The sequence below is a fragment of the Salipiger sp. PrR002 genome, assembly GCF_010500775.1.
GTDB lineage: Bacteria > Pseudomonadota > Alphaproteobacteria > Rhodobacterales > Rhodobacteraceae > Salipiger.
Genome location: NZ_JAAGOU010000016.1, coordinates 1 through 22143, shown reverse-complemented (window position 1 = coordinate 22143; position 22143 = coordinate 1). Strand labels below are relative to the sequence as shown.

19 protein-coding genes and 1 tRNA gene are annotated in these 22143 nt (G+C 65.9%); 9 read left to right on the top strand and 11 right to left on the bottom strand.

Features of this window, described 5'->3' with window-relative positions:
- Positions 1–14: 14 nt before the first annotated feature.
- The 6 genes from G0A00_RS16190 to dgcN all read right to left on the bottom strand — a co-directional run bounded on the left by G0A00_RS16190 (position 15) and on the right by dgcN (position 7265).
- Positions 15–1010, bottom strand: a complete 996-nt coding sequence (locus G0A00_RS16190; RefSeq protein WP_164183171.1) for a HupE/UreJ family protein — start codon at positions 1008–1010, stop codon at positions 15–17.
- Entirely contained in the window at positions 1007–1837 is an 831-nt protein-coding gene (locus tag G0A00_RS16185; RefSeq protein WP_164183173.1) for a peptidyl-prolyl cis-trans isomerase, read from the bottom strand. The genes G0A00_RS16190 and G0A00_RS16185 overlap by 4 nt, the downstream gene beginning before the upstream one ends.
- Positions 1838–1917: 80 nt before the next feature.
- Positions 1918–3933: a DUF3604 domain-containing protein gene (locus G0A00_RS16180; RefSeq protein ID WP_235953160.1), complete on the bottom strand. Its 2016-nt coding sequence runs from the start codon at positions 3931–3933 to the stop codon at positions 1918–1920.
- Between the two features lie 327 nt (positions 3934–4260).
- Positions 4261–5121 (bottom strand): D-amino-acid transaminase, encoded by an 861-nt coding sequence (locus tag G0A00_RS16175; protein WP_164183175.1) that lies wholly within the window; start codon positions 5119–5121, stop codon positions 4261–4263.
- Positions 5122–5207: 86 nt separating this feature from the next.
- Positions 5208–6173, bottom strand: a complete 966-nt coding sequence (gene dgcA, locus G0A00_RS16170) for an N-acetyl-D-Glu racemase DgcA (RefSeq protein WP_164183177.1) — start codon at positions 6171–6173, stop codon at positions 5208–5210.
- A 90-nt stretch (positions 6174–6263) separates the two neighbouring features.
- Positions 6264–7265, bottom strand: coding sequence for an N-acetyltransferase DgcN (dgcN, locus tag G0A00_RS16165; protein WP_164183179.1), 1002 nt, complete (start codon positions 7263–7265; stop codon positions 6264–6266).
- Positions 7266–7593: 328 nt separating this feature from the next.
- On the opposite strand from dgcN, the gene G0A00_RS16160 reads away from it, so the two are divergent.
- The 4 genes from G0A00_RS16160 to ilvD all read left to right on the top strand — a co-directional run bounded on the left by G0A00_RS16160 (position 7594) and on the right by ilvD (position 12863).
- On the top strand, positions 7594–8553 hold the full coding sequence (locus G0A00_RS16160; RefSeq protein WP_164183181.1) for an L-malyl-CoA/beta-methylmalyl-CoA lyase: 960 nt from the start codon (positions 7594–7596) through the stop codon (positions 8551–8553).
- 210 nt (positions 8554–8763) lie between these two features.
- Complete coding sequence (locus G0A00_RS16155) at positions 8764–9255, top strand: DUF6636 domain-containing protein (protein WP_235953161.1); 492 nt, start codon at positions 8764–8766, stop codon at positions 9253–9255.
- A 162-nt stretch (positions 9256–9417) separates the two neighbouring features.
- The gene (gene rimK, locus G0A00_RS16150; RefSeq protein WP_164183183.1) at positions 9418–10815 is read left to right on the top strand and encodes a 30S ribosomal protein S6--L-glutamate ligase; all 1398 of its coding nucleotides are present in this window, start codon (positions 9418–9420) and stop codon (positions 10813–10815) included.
- Between the two features lie 218 nt (positions 10816–11033).
- Positions 11034–12863, top strand: coding sequence for a dihydroxy-acid dehydratase (ilvD, locus tag G0A00_RS16145; RefSeq protein WP_164183185.1), 1830 nt, complete (start codon positions 11034–11036; stop codon positions 12861–12863).
- 189 nt (positions 12864–13052) lie between these two features.
- On the opposite strand, the gene G0A00_RS16140 is transcribed toward ilvD, so the two are convergent.
- Together G0A00_RS16140 and G0A00_RS16135 are read right to left on the bottom strand one after the other, a co-directional pair.
- Positions 13053–14813, bottom strand: a complete 1761-nt coding sequence (locus G0A00_RS16140) for a GMC family oxidoreductase (RefSeq protein ID WP_164183187.1) — start codon at positions 14811–14813, stop codon at positions 13053–13055.
- Positions 14814–14862: 49 nt separating this feature from the next.
- Positions 14863–15315, bottom strand: a complete 453-nt coding sequence (locus G0A00_RS16135; protein ID WP_164183189.1) for an Lrp/AsnC family transcriptional regulator — start codon at positions 15313–15315, stop codon at positions 14863–14865.
- A gap of 72 nt (positions 15316–15387) precedes the next feature.
- On the opposite strand from G0A00_RS16135, the gene G0A00_RS16130 reads away from it, so the two are divergent.
- Positions 15388–15996: a LysE family translocator gene (locus G0A00_RS16130; RefSeq protein WP_164183191.1), complete on the top strand. Its 609-nt coding sequence runs from the start codon at positions 15388–15390 to the stop codon at positions 15994–15996.
- 124 nt (positions 15997–16120) lie between these two features.
- On the top strand, positions 16121–17083 hold the full coding sequence (locus G0A00_RS16125; RefSeq protein ID WP_164183193.1) for an acetyl-CoA carboxylase carboxyltransferase subunit alpha: 963 nt from the start codon (positions 16121–16123) through the stop codon (positions 17081–17083).
- A gap of 893 nt (positions 17084–17976) precedes the next feature.
- Here the strand turns inward: G0A00_RS16125 and G0A00_RS16120 are convergent.
- From G0A00_RS16120 to G0A00_RS16110, 3 genes are all read right to left on the bottom strand, one after another.
- Positions 17977–18879 carry a DUF1206 domain-containing protein gene (locus G0A00_RS16120; RefSeq protein ID WP_164183195.1) on the bottom strand — a complete coding sequence of 301 codons (903 nt, stop codon included), beginning with the start codon at positions 18877–18879 and terminating at the stop codon, positions 17977–17979.
- A 95-nt stretch (positions 18880–18974) separates the two neighbouring features.
- Positions 18975–19628, bottom strand: a complete 654-nt coding sequence (locus G0A00_RS16115; RefSeq protein WP_066109277.1) for a GntR family transcriptional regulator — start codon at positions 19626–19628, stop codon at positions 18975–18977.
- Between the two features lie 34 nt (positions 19629–19662).
- Complete coding sequence (locus tag G0A00_RS16110) at positions 19663–20355, bottom strand: M48 family metallopeptidase (protein ID WP_164183197.1); 693 nt, start codon at positions 20353–20355, stop codon at positions 19663–19665.
- Positions 20356–20461: 106 nt separating this feature from the next.
- Here G0A00_RS16110 and G0A00_RS16105 point away from each other — a divergent pair, with 106 nt between their 5' ends.
- The 3 genes from G0A00_RS16105 (at position 20462) to G0A00_RS16095 (ending at position 21731) form a co-directional block, all read left to right on the top strand.
- Positions 20462–20779, top strand: a complete 318-nt coding sequence (locus G0A00_RS16105; protein ID WP_164183199.1) for a TIGR02300 family protein — start codon at positions 20462–20464, stop codon at positions 20777–20779.
- Between the two features lie 165 nt (positions 20780–20944).
- Positions 20945–21020: transfer RNA gene (locus G0A00_RS16100), tRNA-Ala, on the top strand.
- 132 nt (positions 21021–21152) lie between these two features.
- A complete protein-coding gene (locus G0A00_RS16095) occupies positions 21153–21731 on the top strand; it encodes an AAA family ATPase (RefSeq protein ID WP_235956748.1) in 579 nt (192 codons plus the stop codon).
- Positions 21732–22143: the final 412 nt, after the last annotated feature.

Here is a 22143-nt window from a genome sequence, read left to right as displayed (position 1 = left end):
AACGCCGCGACGTCTCAAAAGGCCGCCACCCGCTCGATCACCCAAAAGGCGGCAAGGCTGCCGATGCCGTAGCCCGCCACGCGGATAAGCCGCGCCTGCCCGCGCTCCAGCAGCGGAAACAGACGGTGCACCAGCAGGCCAAGGATCAGCACGCCGCAGATAAACAGGATCTGCCCCGCCTCGACCCCGATGTTGAACGACAGCAGCGCCAGCGGGATGTCATCCTGCGGCAGGCCGATCTCGCGCAGCGCCCCGGCGAAGCCGAGCCCGTGGATCAGCCCGAAGGCAAAGGAAATCACCCATGGGAACCGCTGCGCCAGCTGGTCGCGCGCCTCGGGCGGCAAGGTCAGCTCATAGCCCAGAAAGACGATCGACAGGGCGATCACCGCCTCGACAGGCGGTGGCGGCAGGGTCAGCCAGCCCAGCGTGGCGGCGGCCAGCGTGATGCTATGCGCGGCGGTAAAGGCGGTGATCGCCCACAGCAGCCGCCCGCGCCCGCGGATCAGCAGAAGCAGCGCGAAGACGAAGAGCAGATGGTCCACCCCTTCGAGGATATGCGTCACCCCAAGCCCGACGTAGCTGGTGAACACCCCCAAACTGTCCAGATCCGCCGGCACGGTGAAGGCGGGCGCGCCATTGGTCAGCCGCTGGGTCTGCATCTTCCCCGGCGCAAGCTCGTAGCGCACCAGCGTCTCGGTGCGGGTGCGCTCCAGCCCGTCGATGGCGATTGTGCCCCCGGCAAGCCCCTGCGGGCAGGTGGCGATCCAGCCGCTCACCCAGCCGCGCCCGTCAAAGCTTGGCGGCGGCGGCTCCGAAGCGGTGCAGCCCTCGGGCAGCACCGGGCTGATCGCCATGGGTTTGCCGCTGACGTCGGGCATCCGCCAGCTGACCCGCCACTGCCCTTCGCGCAGCGCCGTCAGTTCCAGATAGCCCGGATCGAGCGCATGCGCCGCTCCGCGTCCCGGCAGCACGCTCAGACACAAAAGCAGCACGCAAAGCAGCCGGATCATTGCGCCAGAACCTCTTCGCTGGAGGGCAGCGTGATCTCATAGCGCTCCATCAGCGCCTCCGAGAAGGCCGCGCCCATCTCCTTGGCCTTGGCCGCGCGCCATTCCGCCTCGACCCGGTCGCGGATCGCCTCCAGCGGCGGCAGTTCCGGCGCGGCGCTGTCGGTGATGCGGATGAGATGCAGCCCATAGGCGCTCTGCACCGGCCCCTGCCATTGCCCCTTTGGCAGTTCCGCCAGCGCGCTGTGAAAGCCGCTGCCAAAGCTGCGGTCGATGGCGGGCGCGCCGGTCAGCGGCAGCGCCGGAGGCAGCATGGCGCCGCGCCCGATCAGCATCGGATCCGCGCCCTCCTGCAGCTTCACGCGCAGCGCCTCGATCTCGCCGGGGTCCTGCTCGTCCAGCAGCACTTGCTCGAAGGCATAGCGCGCGGGCAGCGCAAAGCGCTCGCGGTGGGTCTCGACAAATGCCGCCAGCGCCGCCTCGTCCGGCTCCAGCACCGCCGCCCCCGACTCGCCAATGAATTCCATCTTCTGCGCCAGCCGCTGGCGGATCGCCGCATCGCCGCTGTCGAGCCCGAGGCGCAGCGCCTCGCGCACCATCGCTTCCTCGCGCGCCCAGTTGCTGAGCAGACCGTCCATCTCCGCCGGCGTGGGCTGGCGGTTCCAGACAGCCGCAAAGCGCTCGCGCATGTTCTGCGCCTCCGCGACGCTGAGGGTGATCGCGTCCGGCGGCGGCGCTTCGGGAGTGTCATCGAGCAGCGCGTAGATGCCAAAGATCGCCCCCGCGATGACGAAGAAATGCAGAAGCGGGGATCTCAAAATGCGTTGCATGGCCAAAAATCTTCAAATCAGTCGCAAAATGGACGGCCCAAAACAGGGGCCATCCGCATCCTAGCACAGCGCGCCGCGCCTTACTCCGCCGGAGTGTACCAGATCGGCGAGGTATAGGCGCGCTGCTGGTTGGTCATCGGCACGTCCTCGGGCAGTTCGAGGTCGAATTTCACCGCGTCATAGGCCGTCCAGCGCGGTGTCGGGATCTCGATCACCCGCGCGTAGTAGAAGGCCTTGAGCGCAGGGTCGAAGTCGGGATCGGTCCAGACCGTGCCCAGTTCCGCCGCGCCGATGGTGTTGGTCCACGAGGGGATCGACAGATCGACGGTGCTGCCCACCGGCGGCACGGTGCCATCCTCGGCGGGCGTGCGATCATCCGACCACGCCACGTCATAGACCTTCTCTTGCGGGGTGCCCTCGGCGTCGATCCAGCCCTTCACCACCTGCACGCGGTCGAGGTTCGCCCCCGAGGAATCGCGCAGCGCGTAGACCAAAAAGCTCGGCGCTTCGGCCCCTTCGGGCGCGGGCGGCATGTCCGATCCCATGGGCACGCCCTTGGTGTAGCCCACCAGCGCCAGATCCCGGCGCAGCGCGTCGTCTTCGGCGTAGTCCCAGCCGCCGAAGAAGCGCACGCGGATGCGGGTGCCGGTGGTGGCATAGACCTCGCGCCGCTGCATCGCGTCGAACAGCGCTCCACGGGTGTTCTCCTGCGCCCAGACCGCGGTAAGGCCAGAGGTGATATATTCGTAGCTGTAGAGGGTCAGCCCCAGATCCTCGTTTGCCAGCGCCACATGCAGCTCGCTATCCTCGATGATCCGATGCGCCGAAGGCTCGTAAGTGGCGTATTTGCCAAAGAAGTTGTCGTTGTCCGGGCTCGGCACCGCGACGTGGTTGTCACCGGCCCCCACCATTCCAAACTTGAACGGGTTGGTGCCCAGTTCCTCCTCCAGCACCATCCCGCGCAGCAGGCCCGAGCGGGCGTATTCGCCGGGCAGCATCTCTTCGGTCTTGGCGGCGGTGGCGTCGAGGTTGCCGTAATCCCACGTCTCGAAATCGGCAAAAGCGTCATCGGGGGACAGGAAGGGATGCGCCTCGCCGTCGCCCTTCATCTGCGTCGCCTCATAGAGCCGCTCCCATTTCTGGCGCTGCTCGGCATAACCGGGATCGTAAGGCGCGCCACCATCGAAATCATCCTGCATGGCGAACATCATGCCGTTCGACAGGTTGCCATTGTGCGGGATGGCCAGCACGTCGCCGCCGGTGGTTTCCTCGTAGTTCTGCATCCATTTCCACAGATCGCGCGGGTTGTTCGAGCCCATGGGCGGCTGCGTGGTATAGGCGATCACCTGCTTCGCCCGCTCGCCCCCGTCGCGCAGGATCACGTTGCGGTGCAGGTTGTTGCCCTTCTCCAGCGAGGTCCACTCAAAGGCGATGAACGTGGTGAACGTGCCGGGATCGTTGAACTCTTCGGCGGCGTCGACGATGTCGTACCAGACCGCGTCAAAGGCTGGCAGGCCGGGCTGGTAGTTCAGCGCCTCGGGCAGCTCTCCTTGGCCGAACTGTTCGATCAGCCGCCACATGGCATCCCCGGCCACCTGCCCGCCCGCGTTGAAATCCTCGTGGTATTTCTTCCCGTCCGGATCGGCGAGGATCTCGGGCGTGCCCATCATGATGTCTTGGATCACGCCCATGGCGTCCGAGTGGTCGGTGATCATGAAAAAGTCGTAGGGCACGCGCACCTTGTTGGGCTGGCCGGTGCTGGTGGTCACCTGATCGCCGCGCGCGTAGCGATAGGCATCGCGCGGCCCCAGCGTGGTGCCCGCGCCGCCCGCATCGGGCGAGAGCGCGGTGTGCACATGGGTGTCGCCAAAGAACACATCGGTCGGAAAGGCGCGGTTGGCATAGGGCGAATAAGGCCGCCCCTTCATTACGTCGATCGGCCCGGAGAGGCCCGCGATATAGGCCCCGCCCTCCTGCGAGCTCTCCTGAGCAAAAACCGCGCTTGGGCTGAGGAAAAGCCCGATCGCGGTCAGCGCCGCACCGAAAGCCTTGGTTTTCGTCCTGGGGTGCATCCTGAGTTGCATCTTGGGTCGCATGAGGTGCTCCTGCGTAAATGCCGCAGCCACGCGCCGATCATCTCGGGCACCCGCGCCGCCACGACCTAAAAATCCCTGTGTGGCATGATGAGAGCCCAGCGACTCCCCGCCCTAATCGCCTGTAATACCGGCACGATAGACGCTGCCCCTGCGTGAAGCTAGGGAATTTTCACGCCATGGTTGAATTGAGCATGGACCCGCGCCGCTACCCCGTCGCGCGGCCCAAACGCCGCGACACCCAGATGCAAAAACGGCCGCGATGCGCTGCATCGCGGCCGTTCCCATCAGCGCGCCGACATGCGCGCCTGAAGGTCTGTCAGTCTGCGCTCAGACCGCCATCTTCATGCTTTCTTCGAGGTAGATCTCGCGCAGGCGCGTCGCCACCGGGCCGGGCGTGCCCGCACCGACCGCAGCACCATCGACCTCGACCACCGGCATCACGAAGCTGGACGCCGAGGTCACAAAGGCCTCATCCGCGTCTTTCGCCTCGTCGATGGTGAAGCTGCGCTCTTCCACGACCATCTGCGCTTCCTTGGCGAACCGCAGCACCGCGGCGCGGGTGATGCCATGCAGGATGTCGGTCGACAGCTCGCGGGTGATGATCTTGCCGCCCTTGACGATATAGGCGTTGTTCGACGAACCCTCGGTCACCTTGCCGTCCTCGACGAACCACGCATCGTCGCAGCCGGCTTTCTTGGCGGCCATCTTGGCCATCGACGGATACAGCAGCTGCACCGTCTTGATGTCGCGGCGGCCCCAGCGGATGTCCTCCAGCGAGATCACCTTGATGCCCTTCTTGGCTGCCGGGTTGTCGGCAAGGCCGGGCTTGTTCTGGGTGAACAGCACCAGCGTCGGCTCGGTGGTCTCGGGGTCGGGGAAGGCGAAATCACGGTCGCCAGCCGAGCCACGGGTGACCTGCAGGTAGACGAGCCCATCGGTGATCTCGTTGAGCTTGACCAGCTCGCGGTGGATCGCCAGCAGCTCTTCCTCGGTGCAGGGCGCCTTCATGTCCAGCTCTTTCAGCGAGCGGGCGAGCCGCTTGGCGTGGCCGTCGAAATCGATCAGCTTGCCGCCAAGAACCGAGGTCACCTCATAGACCCCGTCGGCCATCAGGAACGCCCGGTCGAAGATCGACACTTTGGCCTCGGTCTCGGGCAGGTACTCGCCATTGACGTAAACGGTGCGCATTGCAGCTTTCTCCATAATTCTCTGTCGCTCAGTTCCGCCAAAGCGGACCCGGGGTCAAGCCCATCGAAATCATCCGGCGCCGGGGCTCAGCCCCAGAGCGCCGCCTCGGGCGCATGCACACCCGCGTCGTCGTAAAGCAGAGCCGCCTCGCGGTCCTCGCCCAGCAGCAGCGGCGCGTCGAGATCGACGTATTGCGCGCCCTGCGCCACGATCACCGCCGGAGCCATGGCCAGCGAGCTGCCCACCATGCAGCCGACGAAGATGCCGTAGCCTTCGGCCTTGGCCGCGTCGAGCAGCGCCAGCGCCTCGGTCAGACCGCCGGTCTTGTCGAGCTTGATGTTGACGATGTCGTATTTGCCCTTGAGGCTCGGCAGCGAGGCGCGGTCGTGGCAGCTCTCATCGGCGCAGATCGGCACCGGGCGCTCCATGCCCAGCAGCGCGTCATCCTCGCCCGCGGGCAGCGGCTGCTCGACCATGGCAACACCCAGACGCTGCAGATGCGGCGCAAGCTCGGCATAGACCTCGGGCGTCCAGCCTTCATTGGCATCGACGATGATGGTGCTTTCGGGCGCCCCGGCGCGCACGGCTTCGAGCCGCGGCAGATCCTCGGGCGTGCCCAGCTTCACCTTCAGCAGCGGGCGGAAGGCGTTCTTGGCGGCCTGCGCCTGCATCTCTTCGGGGGCGGCGAGCGAGAGCGTATAGGCGGTCACCTCGGGCTGCGGCGCGGGCAGATCCAGCAGATCCCACACGCGCTTGCCTGCGGTCTTGGCCTCCAGATCCCACAGCGCACAATCCACCGCGTTGCGCGCGGCGCCTGCGGGCAGAAGATCCTGCAGCGCCTCGCGGCTCACATCCTGCGGCAGCGATTGGATCTGCGCCTCGACGCTGTCCAGCGTTTCGTCATAGCGCGCATAGGGCACACATTCGCCCCAGCCGGTGATGCCGCCGCGGGTGATCTTCACGGTGATCACCTTGGATTCGGTGCGGCTGCCGCGCGAGATGGTGAAGACCTGCGCCAGCTTGAAGGTGTCGCGGGTGATCTCGATGCTCAAACCCTGCCCCTTTCATTGTTCCTTAAATACGCAAACCCCGGCGCCGGAAGCGCCGCCGCCGGGGGTGATGTGGTCACTGTGCCAGATGGCTCAGAGCGCCGCCACCGCATCCGCGAGGCGCTCGGCGCCGTGACGGTAGGGGTCGACGCAGGGCAGACCAAGGCTTTCCTCGACCTCGGCGCAATAGGCTTTGGCCTCTTCCTCGCCCATGTGCTGGGTGTTGATCGACACGCCGATCACCTTGCAGTCGGGGTTGGCGACCTTGGCCAGTTCCAGCGCCACGTCGCGCACCGCTTCCAGCGTCGGCAGCTTGTAGCCCGGCAGGCCGCGCATATGGGTGCGGGTCGGCTCGTGGCAGAGCACCAGCGCGTCGGGCTGACCGCCATGCACCAGTGCAAGCGTCACGCCGGAATAGGAGACGTGGAACAGCGAGCCCTGACCCTCGATGATGTCCCAGTGATCGGGCTCATTGTCGGGGGTGAGATATTCGATCGAGCCGGCCATGAAGTCGGCGATCACCGCGTCGAGCGGCACACCGTCGCCGGTGATCAGGATGCCGGTCTGGCCGGTGGCGCGGAAGGTGGACTTCATGCCCTTTTCGCGCATCGCCGCGTCCAGAGCCAGCGCGGTATACATCTTGCCGACCGAGCAATCGGTGCCCACGGCCAGCAGGCGCTTGCCGGTGCGCTTCTCGCCGTTGGCGATCGGATATTGCACCGAAGGAATGCGCACGTCGTGCAGCGTCTGGCCGGTGGCCTTGGCGACGGCTTTGAGGTCTTCCTCGTTGCGCAGCAGGTTGTGCAGGCCCGAGGCAAGGTCAAAGCCTTCCTCAAGTGCTTCCACCAGAACCTTTTTCCAGGTCTGCGAGATCACGCCGCCACGGTTGGCGACGCCGATCACCAGCGTTTTGGCACCAGCGGCCTTGGCTTCGGCAAGGGTCATGTCCTTGAGGCCCAGATCGGCCTTGCAGCCTTCAAGGCGGAACTGACCAACGCAGTTCTCGGGGCGCCAGTCCTTGATGCCCTGTGCCACCTTGGCGGCCAGACCGTCGGGGGCGTCACCGAGGAAGAGGAGATACGGCGTCTCGATCATGGTATTCTATTCCCTGTGTTTGTGTCTGCTATCGTGTCGGCGGCTGCGCGTGTGGTGTTTGGGAGGCGCACAGGCCCGCGACCGGTTTCGACGCTGAGTTTGCCCTGCATCCCACGCAAATCCGTCTCGATTTGCACGTTCGCGCGCGCAGCAACGCCAAATTTCCACGCATTTCGGCACCAACGCCGAAGAATCGTGCACGGTATCGCGGCAGGAGGCGACAGAGTTTGCGCCGCAACGCGGCAAATTTCGCTTGCGCAGCATCACGCAATTTAATAACCCATGTGCCAGCCTGAACGTAACTTCATTACCCACCCGAGGTGATCAAATGAGCTTTCGCATCCAGCCCGCCGCGCCCGCCCGCCCGAACCGCTGCCAGCTTTTCGGCCCCGGCTCGCGTCCGGCGATCTTCGAGAAGATGGCCGCCAGCGCCGCGGACGTGATCAACCTCGACCTCGAGGACTCGGTCGCCCCCGACGACAAGGATAGTGCGCGCGCCAATATCATCGAGGCCATCGGCGATATCGACTGGGGCAAGAAGACGCTTTCGGTGCGGATCAACGGGCTCGACACGCCCTATTGGTACCGCGACGTGGTCGATCTGCTGGAGCAGGCCAGCGACCGGCTCGACCAGATCATGATCCCGAAAGTGGGCTGCGCGGGGGATCTTTATGCCGTGGATGCGCTGGTCACCGCCGTCGAGCGCGCCAAGGGCCGGAGCAAGCCGATCGCCTTTGAGGTGATCATCGAGTCTGCCGCCGGTATCGCCCATGTGGAAGAGATCGCCGCCGCCTCGCCCCGGCTCGAGGCGATGAGCCTTGGCGCCGCCGATTTCGCCGCCTCCATGGGCATGGCGACCACCGGCATCGGCGGCACGCAAGAGAATTACTACATGCTGCACGCGGGCGCCAAACACTGGTCCGATCCGTGGCACTGGGCGCAGGCCGCCATCGTCGCCGCCTGCCGCACCCATGGCGTGCTGCCGGTCGATGGCCCCTTCGGCGATTTCTCGGATGACGAGGGCTATCGCGCGCAGGCGCTGCGCTCGGCGACGCTGGGCATGGTCGGCAAATGGGCCATCCACCCCAAGCAGGTGGCGCTGGCCAATGAGGTCTTTACCCCTTCCGAGGGTGCGGTGACCGAGGCGCGCGAGATCCTCGCCGCCATGGAAGCGGCCAAGGCCAAGGGCGAAGGCGCCACGGTCTACAAGGGCCGTCTGGTGGACATCGCCTCGATCAAACAGGCCGAGGTGATCGTGCGCCAGTCCGAGATGATCGCCAGCGCCTGAGCCGCAAAACCGCTGTCCCCGCGGGGACAGGGGCCGCGATCCAGCATTGCACCGTCTCTGATGAAAGACCGTCCCCGCGGGGACGGCCTTTTTATTGCGGCCTCCGCCCTGCCCTTAGCGGCCTTGACCCGAGCGCCGCCTGCCGCCTAGCCTGCCCTCATATCAAAGACGTTATTTCACCCATCCCATTTCCCTGCACGGAGCCGTGCCATGAGCCTCGCGCACCGCCGCCTTCGCTTTTGCCTGCCTGTTGCCCAGCCGTTCCCTAAAGGTCTGTTAATATTTGCGCTGACCCTCTTTGCCCTGCCCCTCGTTGCCCTACTCCCAGCGCCCGCCCGCGCCGATGTCACGCCGTTCAAGACTCCCTCCGGCAACATCGAATGTTATATCGGCGACAGCGGCACCGCGACGGACCTGCAATGCGCGATCTTCGAGTTCAGCGCCGCGCCCGCCCTGCCGCGCCCGGCGTCCTGCGGGGCTCCGTGGGGCCACAGTTACATCCTGCTCGAACAAGGCCCGGTGACCATGGTCTGCGGCGGGCCGGGCCCCAAGAACACCGCGCCGGGGGTCGATATCGCGCCCTATGGCGTCTCGGCCCGATGGGGCGGCATTTCCTGCCTGTCACAAAAGACCGGGCTGCAATGCCAGAACGCCGATGGCCACGGCTTTTTGCTGTCGCGCCGCGTGCTCAAGGTCTGGTAGCCGGGCCGCGAAGACTGGACAGGCCCGGCCCGCACCCCAGCTTCAGCCCCGCGAGGAGACGGAAAATGCGCGGGACGCACGGGCCGTGTTGCGCCTGTTACCGTGCGCAGCTAGAGCGCGCCGGACGAGTTCCGCAATTCATGCGCGCCAAGGAGGTTGTTGATGACGCAGTTCACGCTCGGATGGGAAGAATGGCTGGCCTTGCCCGGCCTCGGCCTGCCCGCGATCCGCGCCAAGGTTGATACCGGCGCGCGGACCTCGGCCCTGCACGCCTTCGCCATCGAGCCCTTCGGCTCGGCTGACAAGCCGATGGTCCGCTTCGCCATCCACCCCGACCCCGCCGACCATGATCTCGAGATCATCTGCTCGGCACCGCTCAAGGACCGCCGCGAAGTGACCTCGTCGAACGGCGAGACCGAGCTGCGCTTCGTGATCGAGGCAGAGGTGGTGATGGGCGAGCGCCGCTGGCCGATCGAGATCACCCTCACCGACAGGGGCAGCATGGCCTATCGCATGCTGCTGGGCCGCAGCGCGCTGCTCGACGACATGATCGTCTCGCCGACCCAGCGCATGCAGCAGCCCGAGCTGTCGTTCGATGTCTACCGCGCCCTGCCCCGCCGCCACCGCGCGCAGCGGGCACTGCGCCTCGCGGTGCTGACCCGCGAGCCCAACAACTACTCCACCCAGCGGCTGATCGAAGCCGCCGAAACCCGTGGCCACACGATGGAGGTGATCGACACCTCGCGCTGCTATATGAACATCCGCGCCGTTGGCGGCGAAGTGCATTACGACGGCCGCCGCCTGCCGCATTACGACGCGGTGATCCCGCGCATCGGAGCCTCGATCACCAGCTACGGCACCGCCGTGGTGCGCCAGTTCGAGAGCATGGGCACCTATTGCCTTTCGGGCTCGGAAGGCATCAGCGTCTCGCGCGACAAGCTGCACGCGCATCAGGTGCTGGCGCGTCACCGCATCGGCATGCCGACCACCGCCTTTGCCCGCAGCCCCAAGGATTCGGGCAATCTGGTGGAACTGGTGGGCGGTGCGCCGCTGGTGCTGAAGCTGCTGGAAAGCAGTCAGGGCAAGGGCGTGGTGCTGGCCGAAACCCCCAAGGCCGCCGAAAGCGTGATCAGCGCCTTTCAGGGGCTGAAGGCGGATTTCCTCGTGCAGAGCTTCGTCAAGGAAGCCGCCGGTGAGGACATCCGCTGCCTCGTGGTCGGCGGCAAGGTGGTGGCCACCATGCGCCGCCGCGGCAAGCCCGACGACTTCCGCTCGAACCTGCATCAGGGCGGCACTGCCGAGAAGGTGCGGATCTCGCGCGAGGAGCGTGAGGTGGCGATCAAGGCGGCACGGGCGATGAAGCTCGACGTGGCGGGGGTGGACCTGCTGCGCGGCGCCGACGGTCCCAAGGTGCTGGAGGTGAACAGCTCGCCGGGCCTCGAGGGCATCGAGAAGACCTCGGGCAAGGACATCGCCGGGCTGATCATGGAGCACATCGAGACCAAGGTGGCTCCGAAGCCGCCGCGCTCGAAAAGCCGGACGAAGCGCAGCGCGGGGTAACCCGCCGCTGCGCAGGCGGGGCGGGGCTGGCGGAAGGGCATTGTCGGCGCACGAAAAATTGCGCCCCTACAGAGGTTCATGGGAACTTTAGAACGCGGTAGCCCCCGCAAGGCGCAACCTTCTTGCGCCGTGCCGCGCTGCGGCATCGCCTTGCCCTTGCCGCTGCCCCCTATGGGCGTTAAACACCCCCGGTAATCCAAACTCCGAGGGGATGCCCCATGCCTGCCTATCGCTCCCGCACCACCACCCACGGCCGCAACATGGCCGGCGCCCGCGGCCTGTGGCGCGCCACTGGCATGACGGACGGCGACTGGAACAAGCCGATCATTGCGATCGTGAACTCCTTCACCCAATTCGTGCCCGGCCACGTGCACCTCAAGGATCTGGGCCAGATGGTCGCCCGCGAGGTCGAGAAGGCCGGCGGCGTCGCCAAGGAGTTCAACACCATCGCGGTCGACGACGGCATCGCCATGGGCCACGACGGCATGCTTTACTCCCTGCCCTCGCGCGAGATCATCGCCGACTCGGTGGAATATATGGTCAACGCGCATTGCGCCGACGCCATGGTCTGCATCTCCAACTGCGACAAGATCACCCCCGGCATGCTGATGGCCGCCATGCGCCTCAACATCCCCGTGGTCTTTGTTTCGGGTGGCCCGATGGAAGCGGGCAAGGTCAACTGGGAAGGCACCGAAAAGGCGCTGGATCTGGTCGACGCCATGGTCGCCGCCGCCGATGACAAATACACCGACGCGCAGGTTCAGGCGATCGAAGAAGCCGCCTGCCCGACCTGCGGCTCCTGCTCGGGCATGTTCACCGCCAACTCGATGAACTGCCTGACCGAGGCGCTTGGCCTGTCGCTGCCCGGCAACGGCTCGACGCTGGCCACCCACTCGGACCGCCAGCGGCTGTTCGTCGAGGCCGGTCACCTGATCGTCGACCTCGCCAAGCGTTACTACGAGCAGAACGACGCCAGCGTGCTGCCGCGCTCGATCGCCACGGTGAAGGCCTTCGAGAACGCCATGACGCTGGACATCGCCATGGGCGGCTCGACCAACACCGTGCTGCACCTGCTGGCCGCCGCCAACGAAGGCGAAGTGCCCTTCGAGATGTCTGACATCGACCGGCTGTCGCGCAACGTGCCGGTGCTGTGCAAGGTCGCGCCCGCCAAGGACGACGTCCACATGGAAGACGTGCACCGCGCGGGCGGCATCATGTCGATCCTCGGCCAGCTCGACCGTGCCGGCCTGCTCGACACCTCGGTGCACACGGTGCACGCCGAGACCATGGCGCATGCGCTCGACCGCTGGGACGTGACGCGCACCAACTCGGAATCGGTGCATGATTTCTTCCGCGCCGCGCCGGGCGGCGTGCGCTCGACCACCGCCTTCTCGCAGTCCATGCGCTATGACACGCTTGATCTCGACCGTCAGGCCGGGGTGATCCGCGACGCCGAGCACGCGTTTTCCAAGGATGGCGGGCTTGCGGTGCTCTACGGCAACCTCGCCGAGGATGGCTGTATCGTGAAGACCGCGGGCGTGGACGAGTCGATCCTGAAATTCACCGGCCCCGCGCGAATCTTTGAATCGCAGGACACCGCGGTGAGCGCGATCCTGACCGGCAAGGTGCACAAGGGCGACGTGGTGCTGATCCGCTACGAAGGCCCGCGCGGCGGTCCGGGCATGCAGGAAATGCTCTACCCGACCTCCTACCTCAAATCGAAGGGCCTTGGAAAAGACTGCGCGCTGGTCACCGACGGGCGCTTCTCGGGCGGCTCCTCGGGCCTGTCGATCGGCCACGTCTCGCCGGAAGCGGCAGAGGGCGGCACCATCGGCCTCGTGGAAGAGGGCGACATGATCGAGATCGACATCCCGAACCGCAAGATCAACCTCGCCGTCGATGACGCGGTGATCGCCGAGCGCCGCGCCGCGCGTGAGGAAAAGGGCTGGCAGCCGGACGAGCAGCGCAAGCGCAAGGTCTCCAAGGCGCTGAAGGCCTATGCCGCGCTGACCACCTCGGCCGCTAAAGGCGCCGTGCGGCAGATCTGAGCCGCCTCGGGCATGTAGAACGAAATTGGCCGTCCCCGCGGGGACGGCCGTTTCTTTTTTGGGGGCGCTGCCCCCGGGCCCCGCGGGGACGGCCGTTTCTTTTGGGGGCGCTGCCCCCGGGCCGCGCCTGCGCGCGGCCTCCCCCGGGATATTTTTGTCTAAGCGAAGACGCGGGACGCGGCGCCGGGGCTAGCTGGCGCGGGTTTCGCGTGCCTCTGTTGTGGCGGCTTCGACGGGCGCGGCGGCATCTGGCTCGGGTTCTGCGTCGGAGTCTAGCTGCGTCTCGGTTTCTTCCCGGGCCGCATCGCGCCCGGCGGCATCCGCGAGGATAAGCTCGGCGGCGCGCAGCGCGGCGGCCATCACCGGCGCCAGCGTGCCCCCTGCGGGCATCTCGGGGAAGATCGAGGCGTCGCAGACCCGCAGCCGTTCGATGCCGCGCACCCGCAGCCGCGCATCGAGCGGCATGGTCTCTTCGACGCCCATGGCGCAGCTGCCCACCGCATGGCAGGCGGAGCGGCTGTAGCGGCGATAAAGATCGAGAATGTCATCGTCGGTCTTGGCCCATGCCGAGATCACCGTCTCGCCCTCGATGAACTCCGACAGCGCCGGACGCCGCGCCAGTTTGCGCAGCAGCCGCACCGCCTCAACCGCGCGCAGACGGTCGCGCTCGTTCGACAGGTAATTGGCTTCGATCTGCGGCGGCAGGTCCGGATCGGGCCCGGAGGCAAAGACATAGCCGGTGCTGTCGGGCCGCAGCGTGTGACAGGTGAGCCGCATGCCCGGCTCGGCCTCGCAGCCGCTGACCCCCTGCGCCGGATCGAAGGAATGCGCAGCGGCAGAGATCATCGTGTCGGGACGCTCGGCGTCCTTGAGCGCCGCGACGAAGCCGACCAGTTCCGCGCCGCCCCGGCTCAGCACGCCTTCGCTCGAAAACAAAAAGCGCAGCACGTTCAGCCACAGCCGCATGCCGGTGAGCGCCCGGTTGTCGCTGTCGCGCCAGTGCCGCAGCCGCCAGTTGGTGGCCAGCGTCAGCTGATCGCGCAGCCCCCAGCCGATGTTGGGGCTGTGGTGCTTCGCCTCGATCCCGGCGCGGCGCAGCGCCATGCCGTCGCCGATGCCGGACAGCATCAGCAGCTTTGGGGTGACGATGGCCCCGGCGCAGAGGATCACCTCGCCGCGCGCGTCGAACAGCAACTGCGCGGTGCCGCGGCGCCCCTCGACGCCGCGCGCGCGGCCCTCGTCCAGCAGCACCCGGTCGACACGCACGCCGGTTTCGATGCGCAGGTTCGGACGGTCGCGCGCGCGGCGCACAAAGGCCGTCCACGCCGTGGTCCGCCGCCCCTTCTCGTCGATCGTCCACGCCGCCGGGCCGAGCCCCTCGGGGTCTTCCTCGTTGGGATCGTAGCGCTGGCGCCAGCCGCTTTCGGCCCCGGCCTGCATCACCGCCTGCATCAGCGGCGACAGCGGCTGGCCGAGCTTGATCTCCAGCGGGCCGCCGCGACCGCGGGTGTCGCTGGCGCCAAAGGCGTGATGCTCGATCTGGCGCAGGCAGCGCGACATCTCGGCCCAGCCCCAATCCTCGCTGCCCATGGCGCGCGCCATGCGGGTCCAATCCGCCTCGCCGCCGCGCAGCCAGAGCGCATTGCCCACCGCGCTGGTGCCGCCGGGCATCCGCCCGCGCAGCCAGCGCTCTGCCGGGCCGCGCGGGCCGGGCTCGACGTGATAGCTGTAGCGGCGCGTCGGGTCCTCGAGCAGCCGCTGCTGCGCCCGTGGCACCTGACTGAGCCAGTGACCGCCGGTGCCCTTGCCCTCCTCGAGCAGCAGCACCCGATTGTCGGGGTCCGCCGAGAGCCGTTCGGCCAGCACACAGCCCGCCGATCCTGCCCCCACGATGATGTAATCGAACTCCCCCGCCTGCGCGTCGGTCATATTCCCGTCAAAATCTTCCATCTTCGCCGCCACCCCCGCAGAGATCGCCACCTGCCCGAATCGGACCCGCTCAGGCTCTTTCGTCCTTGGGCGAACCCATGACCACATAAGAGGTTATGGCGCTTACCTGCGGTAACATGCCAAGAACCTCCGTGTGGAACTCCTTGTAGGCAGCAAGATCGGCCACCTCGATCCTGAGAAGATATTCGAGGTTCCCGGTAATATTGTGGCACTCCTTGACGCCGGGAGAGCGGGTGATGACGCGCTCGAACGCCTGCTGCGCCTCTTTGGTGTGGCGGCTGAGGCCGACGGTGACATAGGCGACAAAGCCGATGCCGGTCTTCTCGGGGCTGAGCACCGCGCGATATCCGCGGATCACGCCGGATTTCTCCAGAGTGGCGACACGGCGCAGGCAGGCCGAGGGCGACAGGCCCACGGTTTCGGCCAGCGCGAGGTTGCTGATCCGGCCATCGGCCTTCAATACGCGCAATATCCTGCGGTCGATATCATCCAAATCGCTCATAAGTTTCATTAGAGCAGGCAATCCGCTGCAGATTGCAACCTTTCTCCGCGCAGGCCGCGCAACTATTGCGTCATGACACAGGACCTCATGCTCGCGCTTGCGACCTTCGCCCTCGTCACGGTGATCTCGCCGGGGCCGAACAACCTCATGCTGCTGACCTCGGGGGCCAACTTCGGCCTCGCGCGGAGCCTGCCGCATATGCTGGGCGTGGCCTTGGGCTTTCGGGTGATGGTGCTGCTGGTCGGGCTGGGCGTGATGCGGCTTTTCGAGGCCTATCCGCTGGTACGAGACGCGCTGACGGTGGTGTCGGTGCTCTATATGGGCTGGCTGGCGTGGAAGATCGCCCATGCCTCGGCGCCCGGTGCGGCGGGTAACGCCGCGGGCCCGAGCGGCGCGCGACCGCTGAGCTTTTTGCAGGCCGCCGCCTTTCAATGGGTGAACCCCAAGGCGTGGTCGATGGCATTGGGGGCGATCACCCTCTACGCCGCCGGGGGCGATCTTGCCGCCGTGCTGCTGGTCGCGGGCACCTATGTGGCGATGGGCGCGATCTCGACCACCACCTGGACGGTGCTGGGCGGCGGGCTGCGGCGGGTGCTGACGAATCCGGCGCGGCTGCGGCTCTTCAACTGGAGCATGGCGGCGCTGCTGATCGCCTCAATGCTGCCGGTGCTGCTGGCCTGAAAGGGGCCTGATAGGAGCCCGCACCACCTTTGCAAACCCCGCCGAACCGTCCCGTTCAGCTTGCTTTGTTGCATCCGGGCCGCTTCGAGGCCATATAGGCCGCGACCAACAAGAGTGCCCGAGCATGACGCATTATCTCGACTTTGAAAAACCCCTCGCCGAGATCGAAGGCAAGGCGGAAGAACTGCGCGCCATGGCGCGGAAGAACGAAGAGATGCATGTGGAGGACGAGGCCGCGGCCCTTGACCGCAAGGCCGACGACCTGCTCAAGGATCTGTATAAGAAGCTGACGCCCTGGCGGAAATGTCAGGTGGCGCGGCATCCGGACCGTCCCCACTGCAAGGATTACATCGAAGCCCTGTTCACCGAGTTCACCCCGCTGGCCGGGGATCGCGGCTTTGCCGACGACCACGCGGTGATGGGCGGTCTGGCGCGGTTCAACGACCGTCCGGTGATGGTGATCGGCCACGAAAAGGGCAATGACACCCAGTCGCGCATCGAGCGCAACTTCGGCATGGCCCGCCCCGAGGGCTACCGCAAGGCGATCCGCCTGATGGAAATGGCCGACAAGTTCGGCCTGCCGGTGATCACGCTGGTGGACACCCCCGGCGCCTACCCCGGCAAGGGCGCGGAAGAGCGCGGCCAGTCCGAGGCGATCGCCCGCTCGACCGAGAAATGCCTGCAGATCGGCGTGCCGCTGGTGACGGTGATCATCGGCGAGGGCGGATCCGGCGGGGCCGTGGCCTTCGCCACCGCCAACCGCGTCGCGATGCTGGAGCATTCGGTTTATTCGGTGATCTCGCCCGAAGGCTGCGCCTCGATCCTGTGGAAGGATGCCGAGAAGATGCGTGAGGCCGCCGAGGCGCTGCGCCTGACCGCGCAGGATCTGCTGAAACTGGGCGTGGCCGACAAGGTGATCCCCGAACCGCTGGGCGGCGCGCATCGCGCAGCGGAAACCGCGATCGAGGCGGTGGGCAAGAACATCGCGGCGATGCTTGAGGAAATGGACGGGATGAAACCGGCCGAGTTGATCAAGGCGCGCCGTCAGAAGTTCCTCTCGATGGGTGCCAAAGGCCTCGCCGCCTGAGCCTTTCGCCCGGCCCCGAGCCGAGCGCTGATATCCAAAGCCCCGGAGCGCGGTTAATGCCGCATTCCGGGGCTTTCTTCATGTTCTGCCAGAAGATGAGGAATTCACCGCAATAGTCTGGGATCAAAAATTTATTCGCCTTTGCGTGGGGCGAAATTCCCTTCTGGGCGAGAGATGTTTTTGATCTGCGCGGCTGCCCAATTTGGGGCATATTTTAACGCCGAAGCCAGACTCCCGGAAGAAGCGGGATTGAACGGAAGCCCATTCATTTAGAATGGGCCTCTAATTAAGACAATATCAAGGAATTTCTCCGCAGAATAGGCAGCACATCCCCCGCCGGATCAAAAAAGTCACCGCTGCGGATCCGCTTCGAGTTTGGAGGAGCGTCCATCCTGCCGCGATGATGATCGAACGCCATTCGGGACCGACCTCGACGCGCTGAAGGGTACTGCGTCGCACTTTAGTTGATTTCGACGCAGTTTCAGTGATCTAGCAAAGTTCACTTTCGCTGCACCCGAAGATAGAGGGCGCGAGCATCGCACCCCAGAAGGCAAGAATAGGGCTTCGCGTCGCAAGGGATCGCGGCTGCTCAATGAGCTGAAATATATTTACCTTTTACCGGACATAGAAGTATCCGAGCCTTGATGCTGTCACCTTTAACCTTCCTCGACATTTTATGGCCTCATCTCTCCACACCACAGACATGGCTCCACAGTAAGGCCCCTATTAAGAACTTGCGGCAGTCATAAACGCCAAATTCCGCACCTCACAAAGAAAAGACGCGCTCACCTCATTGCGAAGCGAGCGCGCCTATCTTGTTCACTTGCCACGGCTTTCCGAACTCCTAATGCAGAGCATTAGCCGTGGCGGCGCCACCGGTCAGCGCCCTGCCCTTAGGATGTCGCATTCTCAGCCTTGGCGCGCAGGCTTGCACCGAGGGACTCGATCCCGCGGTCCGCGGCCTTGGGAATGATCCGGTACGCTGCGTTCACGAAGCAGAACAGCGCGAACCCCAGCAGGCCGAGGCACAGCAGCCCCACCAGCACGCGGCCATAAACCTGCCCCTGCAGCCAGTCGAAGGCCGAGCCAAGCCCACCCGCCTCGGAGGCGTTGGCGTGCAGCGCGGCGTAGCAGATCAGCATGCCGATGATGCCGATCACCACGCCCTGCGCGGCGAGGCCCGCTTTCAGCGCGCCGTTCCAATGGGTGGTGAAATGGTTGGCCTTGAGGTGGTTGCGGTATTTCTCTTTGACCGCCTTCATCAGATAAAAGCCGCCCGCCGCAACGGTGAGGACGCCCGCGATGCCAACGGCGATCTGTCCGGCGGGGTTCTGCAGCACGCTATCGAGCATTTGCTTGCCGCTGCTGCCGCCGCTGCGACCGATCAGCAGCGTCGCCGCCAGAATACCAATGCCGAGGTGTGCGCCGCCGGTCACCAGCATCCCTGCCCGCGCGATCAGCCCCTTGGCGCCGCGGCCATAGGCTTCGAGATCCCAGATACAGTCCACAAGGCGCCAGACCGCATAAGCGAGCATCCCCAGCGCGATCAGCACGATCACCGCCGTGCCCCAACCGCCCTGCAGGCTCTGCATTGCCTCGGAGGTGCCCTCGGCCTGTCCGCCATGCAGGATCGACCAGAGCGAGACGCCCGCGACCACGAGATAGACCAGTCCCCGGCCCGAATAGCCGGCCCGCATGATCGGGATCGCCCAAGCGAAGTCTTCGGGGTTCACATCCTCAAGCCGCTTGGCGCGGCGCGAGTCCGGCTTGATGGAAAGGGATTCAGCGAGGGACATGGCAGGGCTCCGGTCTGGCAAAAGGGCTAGAGGACTTGCCCTTTCAATGCCGCTGGTGCCCTGCGGGTTCCCTGCCGGTTGATTGCCCTGTGCGCTCAGGTGGCCAGCATCCGCAGGCCCTGCGTCACATCCGAGCGCACCGCGAGCCGCAGCCCGGGCTCGTCGCCCGCCTTCAGCGCAGCGATGATCAGCCGGTGGTAATGCGGCGCTTCGGTGCGGCGCAGACGCCCGTAAAGCTTGCGCATGGTCGGCCCGAGTTGCAGCCAGACGGTCTCGGTCATCGCCAGCATCGCGGGGGCCTGCGCCCGCAGATAAAGTGTGCGGTGAAACTCGAGATTGGTGCGGATGTAGCCCACCGCATCGCGCGCCTGAATCATCTCGGCGATGGTGCCGTTGATTGCCTGCAGCCGGTCGATCAGTGCCATATGCGCCCGCGGCAGCGCGCGCGAGGCCAGTTCCACCTCGATCAGCGCCCGCAGCGCGGCCAGTTCCTCGATCCGCTCGTTCGACAGTTCCGGCGTCGACACCCGCCCCGAGGAGGACATCGACAGCGCGCCCTCGGCCACCAGCCGGTTGATCGCCTCGCGCGCGGGGGTCATCGAGACGTCGAACTCGCGCCCGATGCCGCGCAGGGTGAGCGACTCGCCGGGCGGGATCTGGCCCAGCATGATACGCTGGCGCAGGCCGCGATAGACGCGTTCATGCGCGGACAGGACGACTTCGGACGGGCGGGGCTGAGGCTGGATCATGATCTGGGCAATCTCCGATGCGGCGCGGGCGGCGTCAATCGCCGAAACGATAGCGGTGCAGCGAGGCGCCCTCGACCTGCAGCCAGCGCCGCGCCGGGCGCCAGTCGCCGTAAAGCTGCTCGACCACCGCCCAGAAGGCCGGCGAGTGGTTCATCTGCGCCAGATGTGCCACCTCATGCGCGGCGACGTAATCGAGCACTTCGGGCGGTGCCATCACCAGCCGCCACGAGTACATCAGCCCGCCGTCGGCGGTACACGACCCCCAGCGCGAGCGCGTGTCGCGCAGCGTCAGGCGGCTGTAAGGCAGCCCCAGCGCGGCAGAGTGGCGATCCGACGCCTCGGCCAGCCGGTTGCGCGCCTCGGCCTTCAGCCAGCCCAAGAGCCGCGCGGCACAGCGCTCTTCCGGGCCGGGCACCTCGATCACCCCGTCGCCGAGGCGCAGGCTGCGCCCCTGCCCCGGCACGATGCGCCGCAGTTCTCCGCCGATCGGAAGTCGCGCGCCCGCAGCGATCCAGACATCCGCGCCGCGCTGCTCGAGATGGCCGCGCAGCCAGCCTTCCTTCTCGCGCAGAAAGCCGATGGCCTCGGCCTCGGGGAGCCGCCGCGGCAGGGTCAGCGTGACCCGCCCATCAAGCTGCGACAGCCGCAGCGACAGCCGCCGGGCCTGCGCCGAACGGCGCAGGGTGACGGCGATCGGCGGGTTGCCGGGAAGGGTGAACTGCCCCATTTTTATTGCCTCTGGACTGCACGGGCCAAAAGTTTTGACACTGCTCTTCTGTTATGGCAGACGCTGCAGATTGTCGACCGTACAAGCCAGCTGAAGGGGACCACCCATGCCCAAAGAAGAATGGGGCACGAAGCGCGTCTGCCCGACCACCGGGAAGCGTTTCTACGACCTGAACAAGGATCCGATCGTCTCGCCCTATACGGGTGAGGTGCTGCAACTCGACACCGGCAAGCGCACCATGCTGTCGGCCGACCAGGCAGACGGCGCACCGCGTCGCTCGCAGACCGAGGACTCCGAAGAGGCAGATCTGCTCGAAGACGACGTCGAGGTCGAACTCGATGACGATGATGTTCTCGATGATGACGACGACGACAATGTCTCGCTCGACGAGATCACCGACGTCGCCGGAGAGGACGAAGAGTAAGCTTCGAACTTTTTTCTGCGGGCGGTGATTTTTTCGCTTGAACCCGCCCGCAGCATCCCATAGATCACGCCGCACAGCGTCGGAGACGACGCGGCGGACACCGCTCCGGACCGAAGCCGAGACGCCCGAAAGGGCCTGACGGACAAGGTAAAGAGCACCGCGATTGGGGCCTTAGCTCAGCTGGGAGAGCGCTTGCATGGCATGCAAGAGGTCAGGGGTTCGATCCCCCTAGGCTCCACCAATCCTCCTTGAATAGCACCAGATAGTTCTGCCTTTCTCGTCAGAGGATTTGCCTCTGCCGCGCAGACGGGTGCTGTTTTCCCTACGAAAATCCATGCTGCCTTGATCCGCGCCTTTCGGCGCGTCGATCGCGTTGCAGCGCTTTCCCCTGTCAAACCCGAGGATGGCCCATGAGCGACCATTTCTTCTTCGTGACGGGCGGCCTTGGGTCGCGGGCAAAACCAGCCTGAACACCGAGCTTGCCCGCCGTGGCTTTCAGAACATTCGCGAATCCGGCCGCGCGATTATTCGCAAGGAGATGGCGCGCGGCGGAGACGCCCTCCGCTGGGCGGACCGCATGGCCTATGCCGAACGGATGCTGGAGCGCGACCTGCGCGCCTACAGCGCCGCACGGGCTCTGTCTGCCCCCGTGATCTTCGACCGCGGCATTCCCGACATAATGGGCTACCTGATCCTCTGCAGCCTCCCCGTGCCGCCCCACATCGCTGCAGCGGCCAAGGAAACGCGCTACAACGCCCGCATCTTCCTAGCGCCGTTCTGGGACGATATCTTCACGCAGGACGCCGAGCGCAAGCAGACCCGCGCCGAGGCCGAAGCGACAGGTGCCGTCATGCGCGACACCTACACCGCGCTCGGTTACGAGATCACGGAGCTGCCGCGCACCGACATCGTAACACGCGCCGACTTTGTTTGTGCGCAGCGGGTCAACTGACCGTAATCGCGAGATGCCCTGGCAAAACTGCTGAACCGGACAAACCGCATGGTCCCTCCGGCCTCCCGCTGCCTGACACTCACGGCCCGGAGCCGTCATTCGAAAGTGTGCCGGCGCCGCGGCGCGGCCATTCATGCCCTGGCGCAGCAAAATCCACAGACGAATGTCTCCGGCGCGGACGAAGCCGCCATTCGCTACCTCAACTGCAGCATCAGGCCACATTCGCAGAGAGATCAAAGCCAGCCCGCCCTCACACCGGCCTCGGTTTCGGGAGCGTCGCAGTTCACTCTCACATTGCCGCCCCGCCGGGTGAAGGCGGAGCGACAATACCAGAGCGGTGTCAGGGCAGAACGACGATCTGAGCCAGCCCCTTTGAAGTGGTCCACCCACGAAGCCGGAAATCCGATAGGAT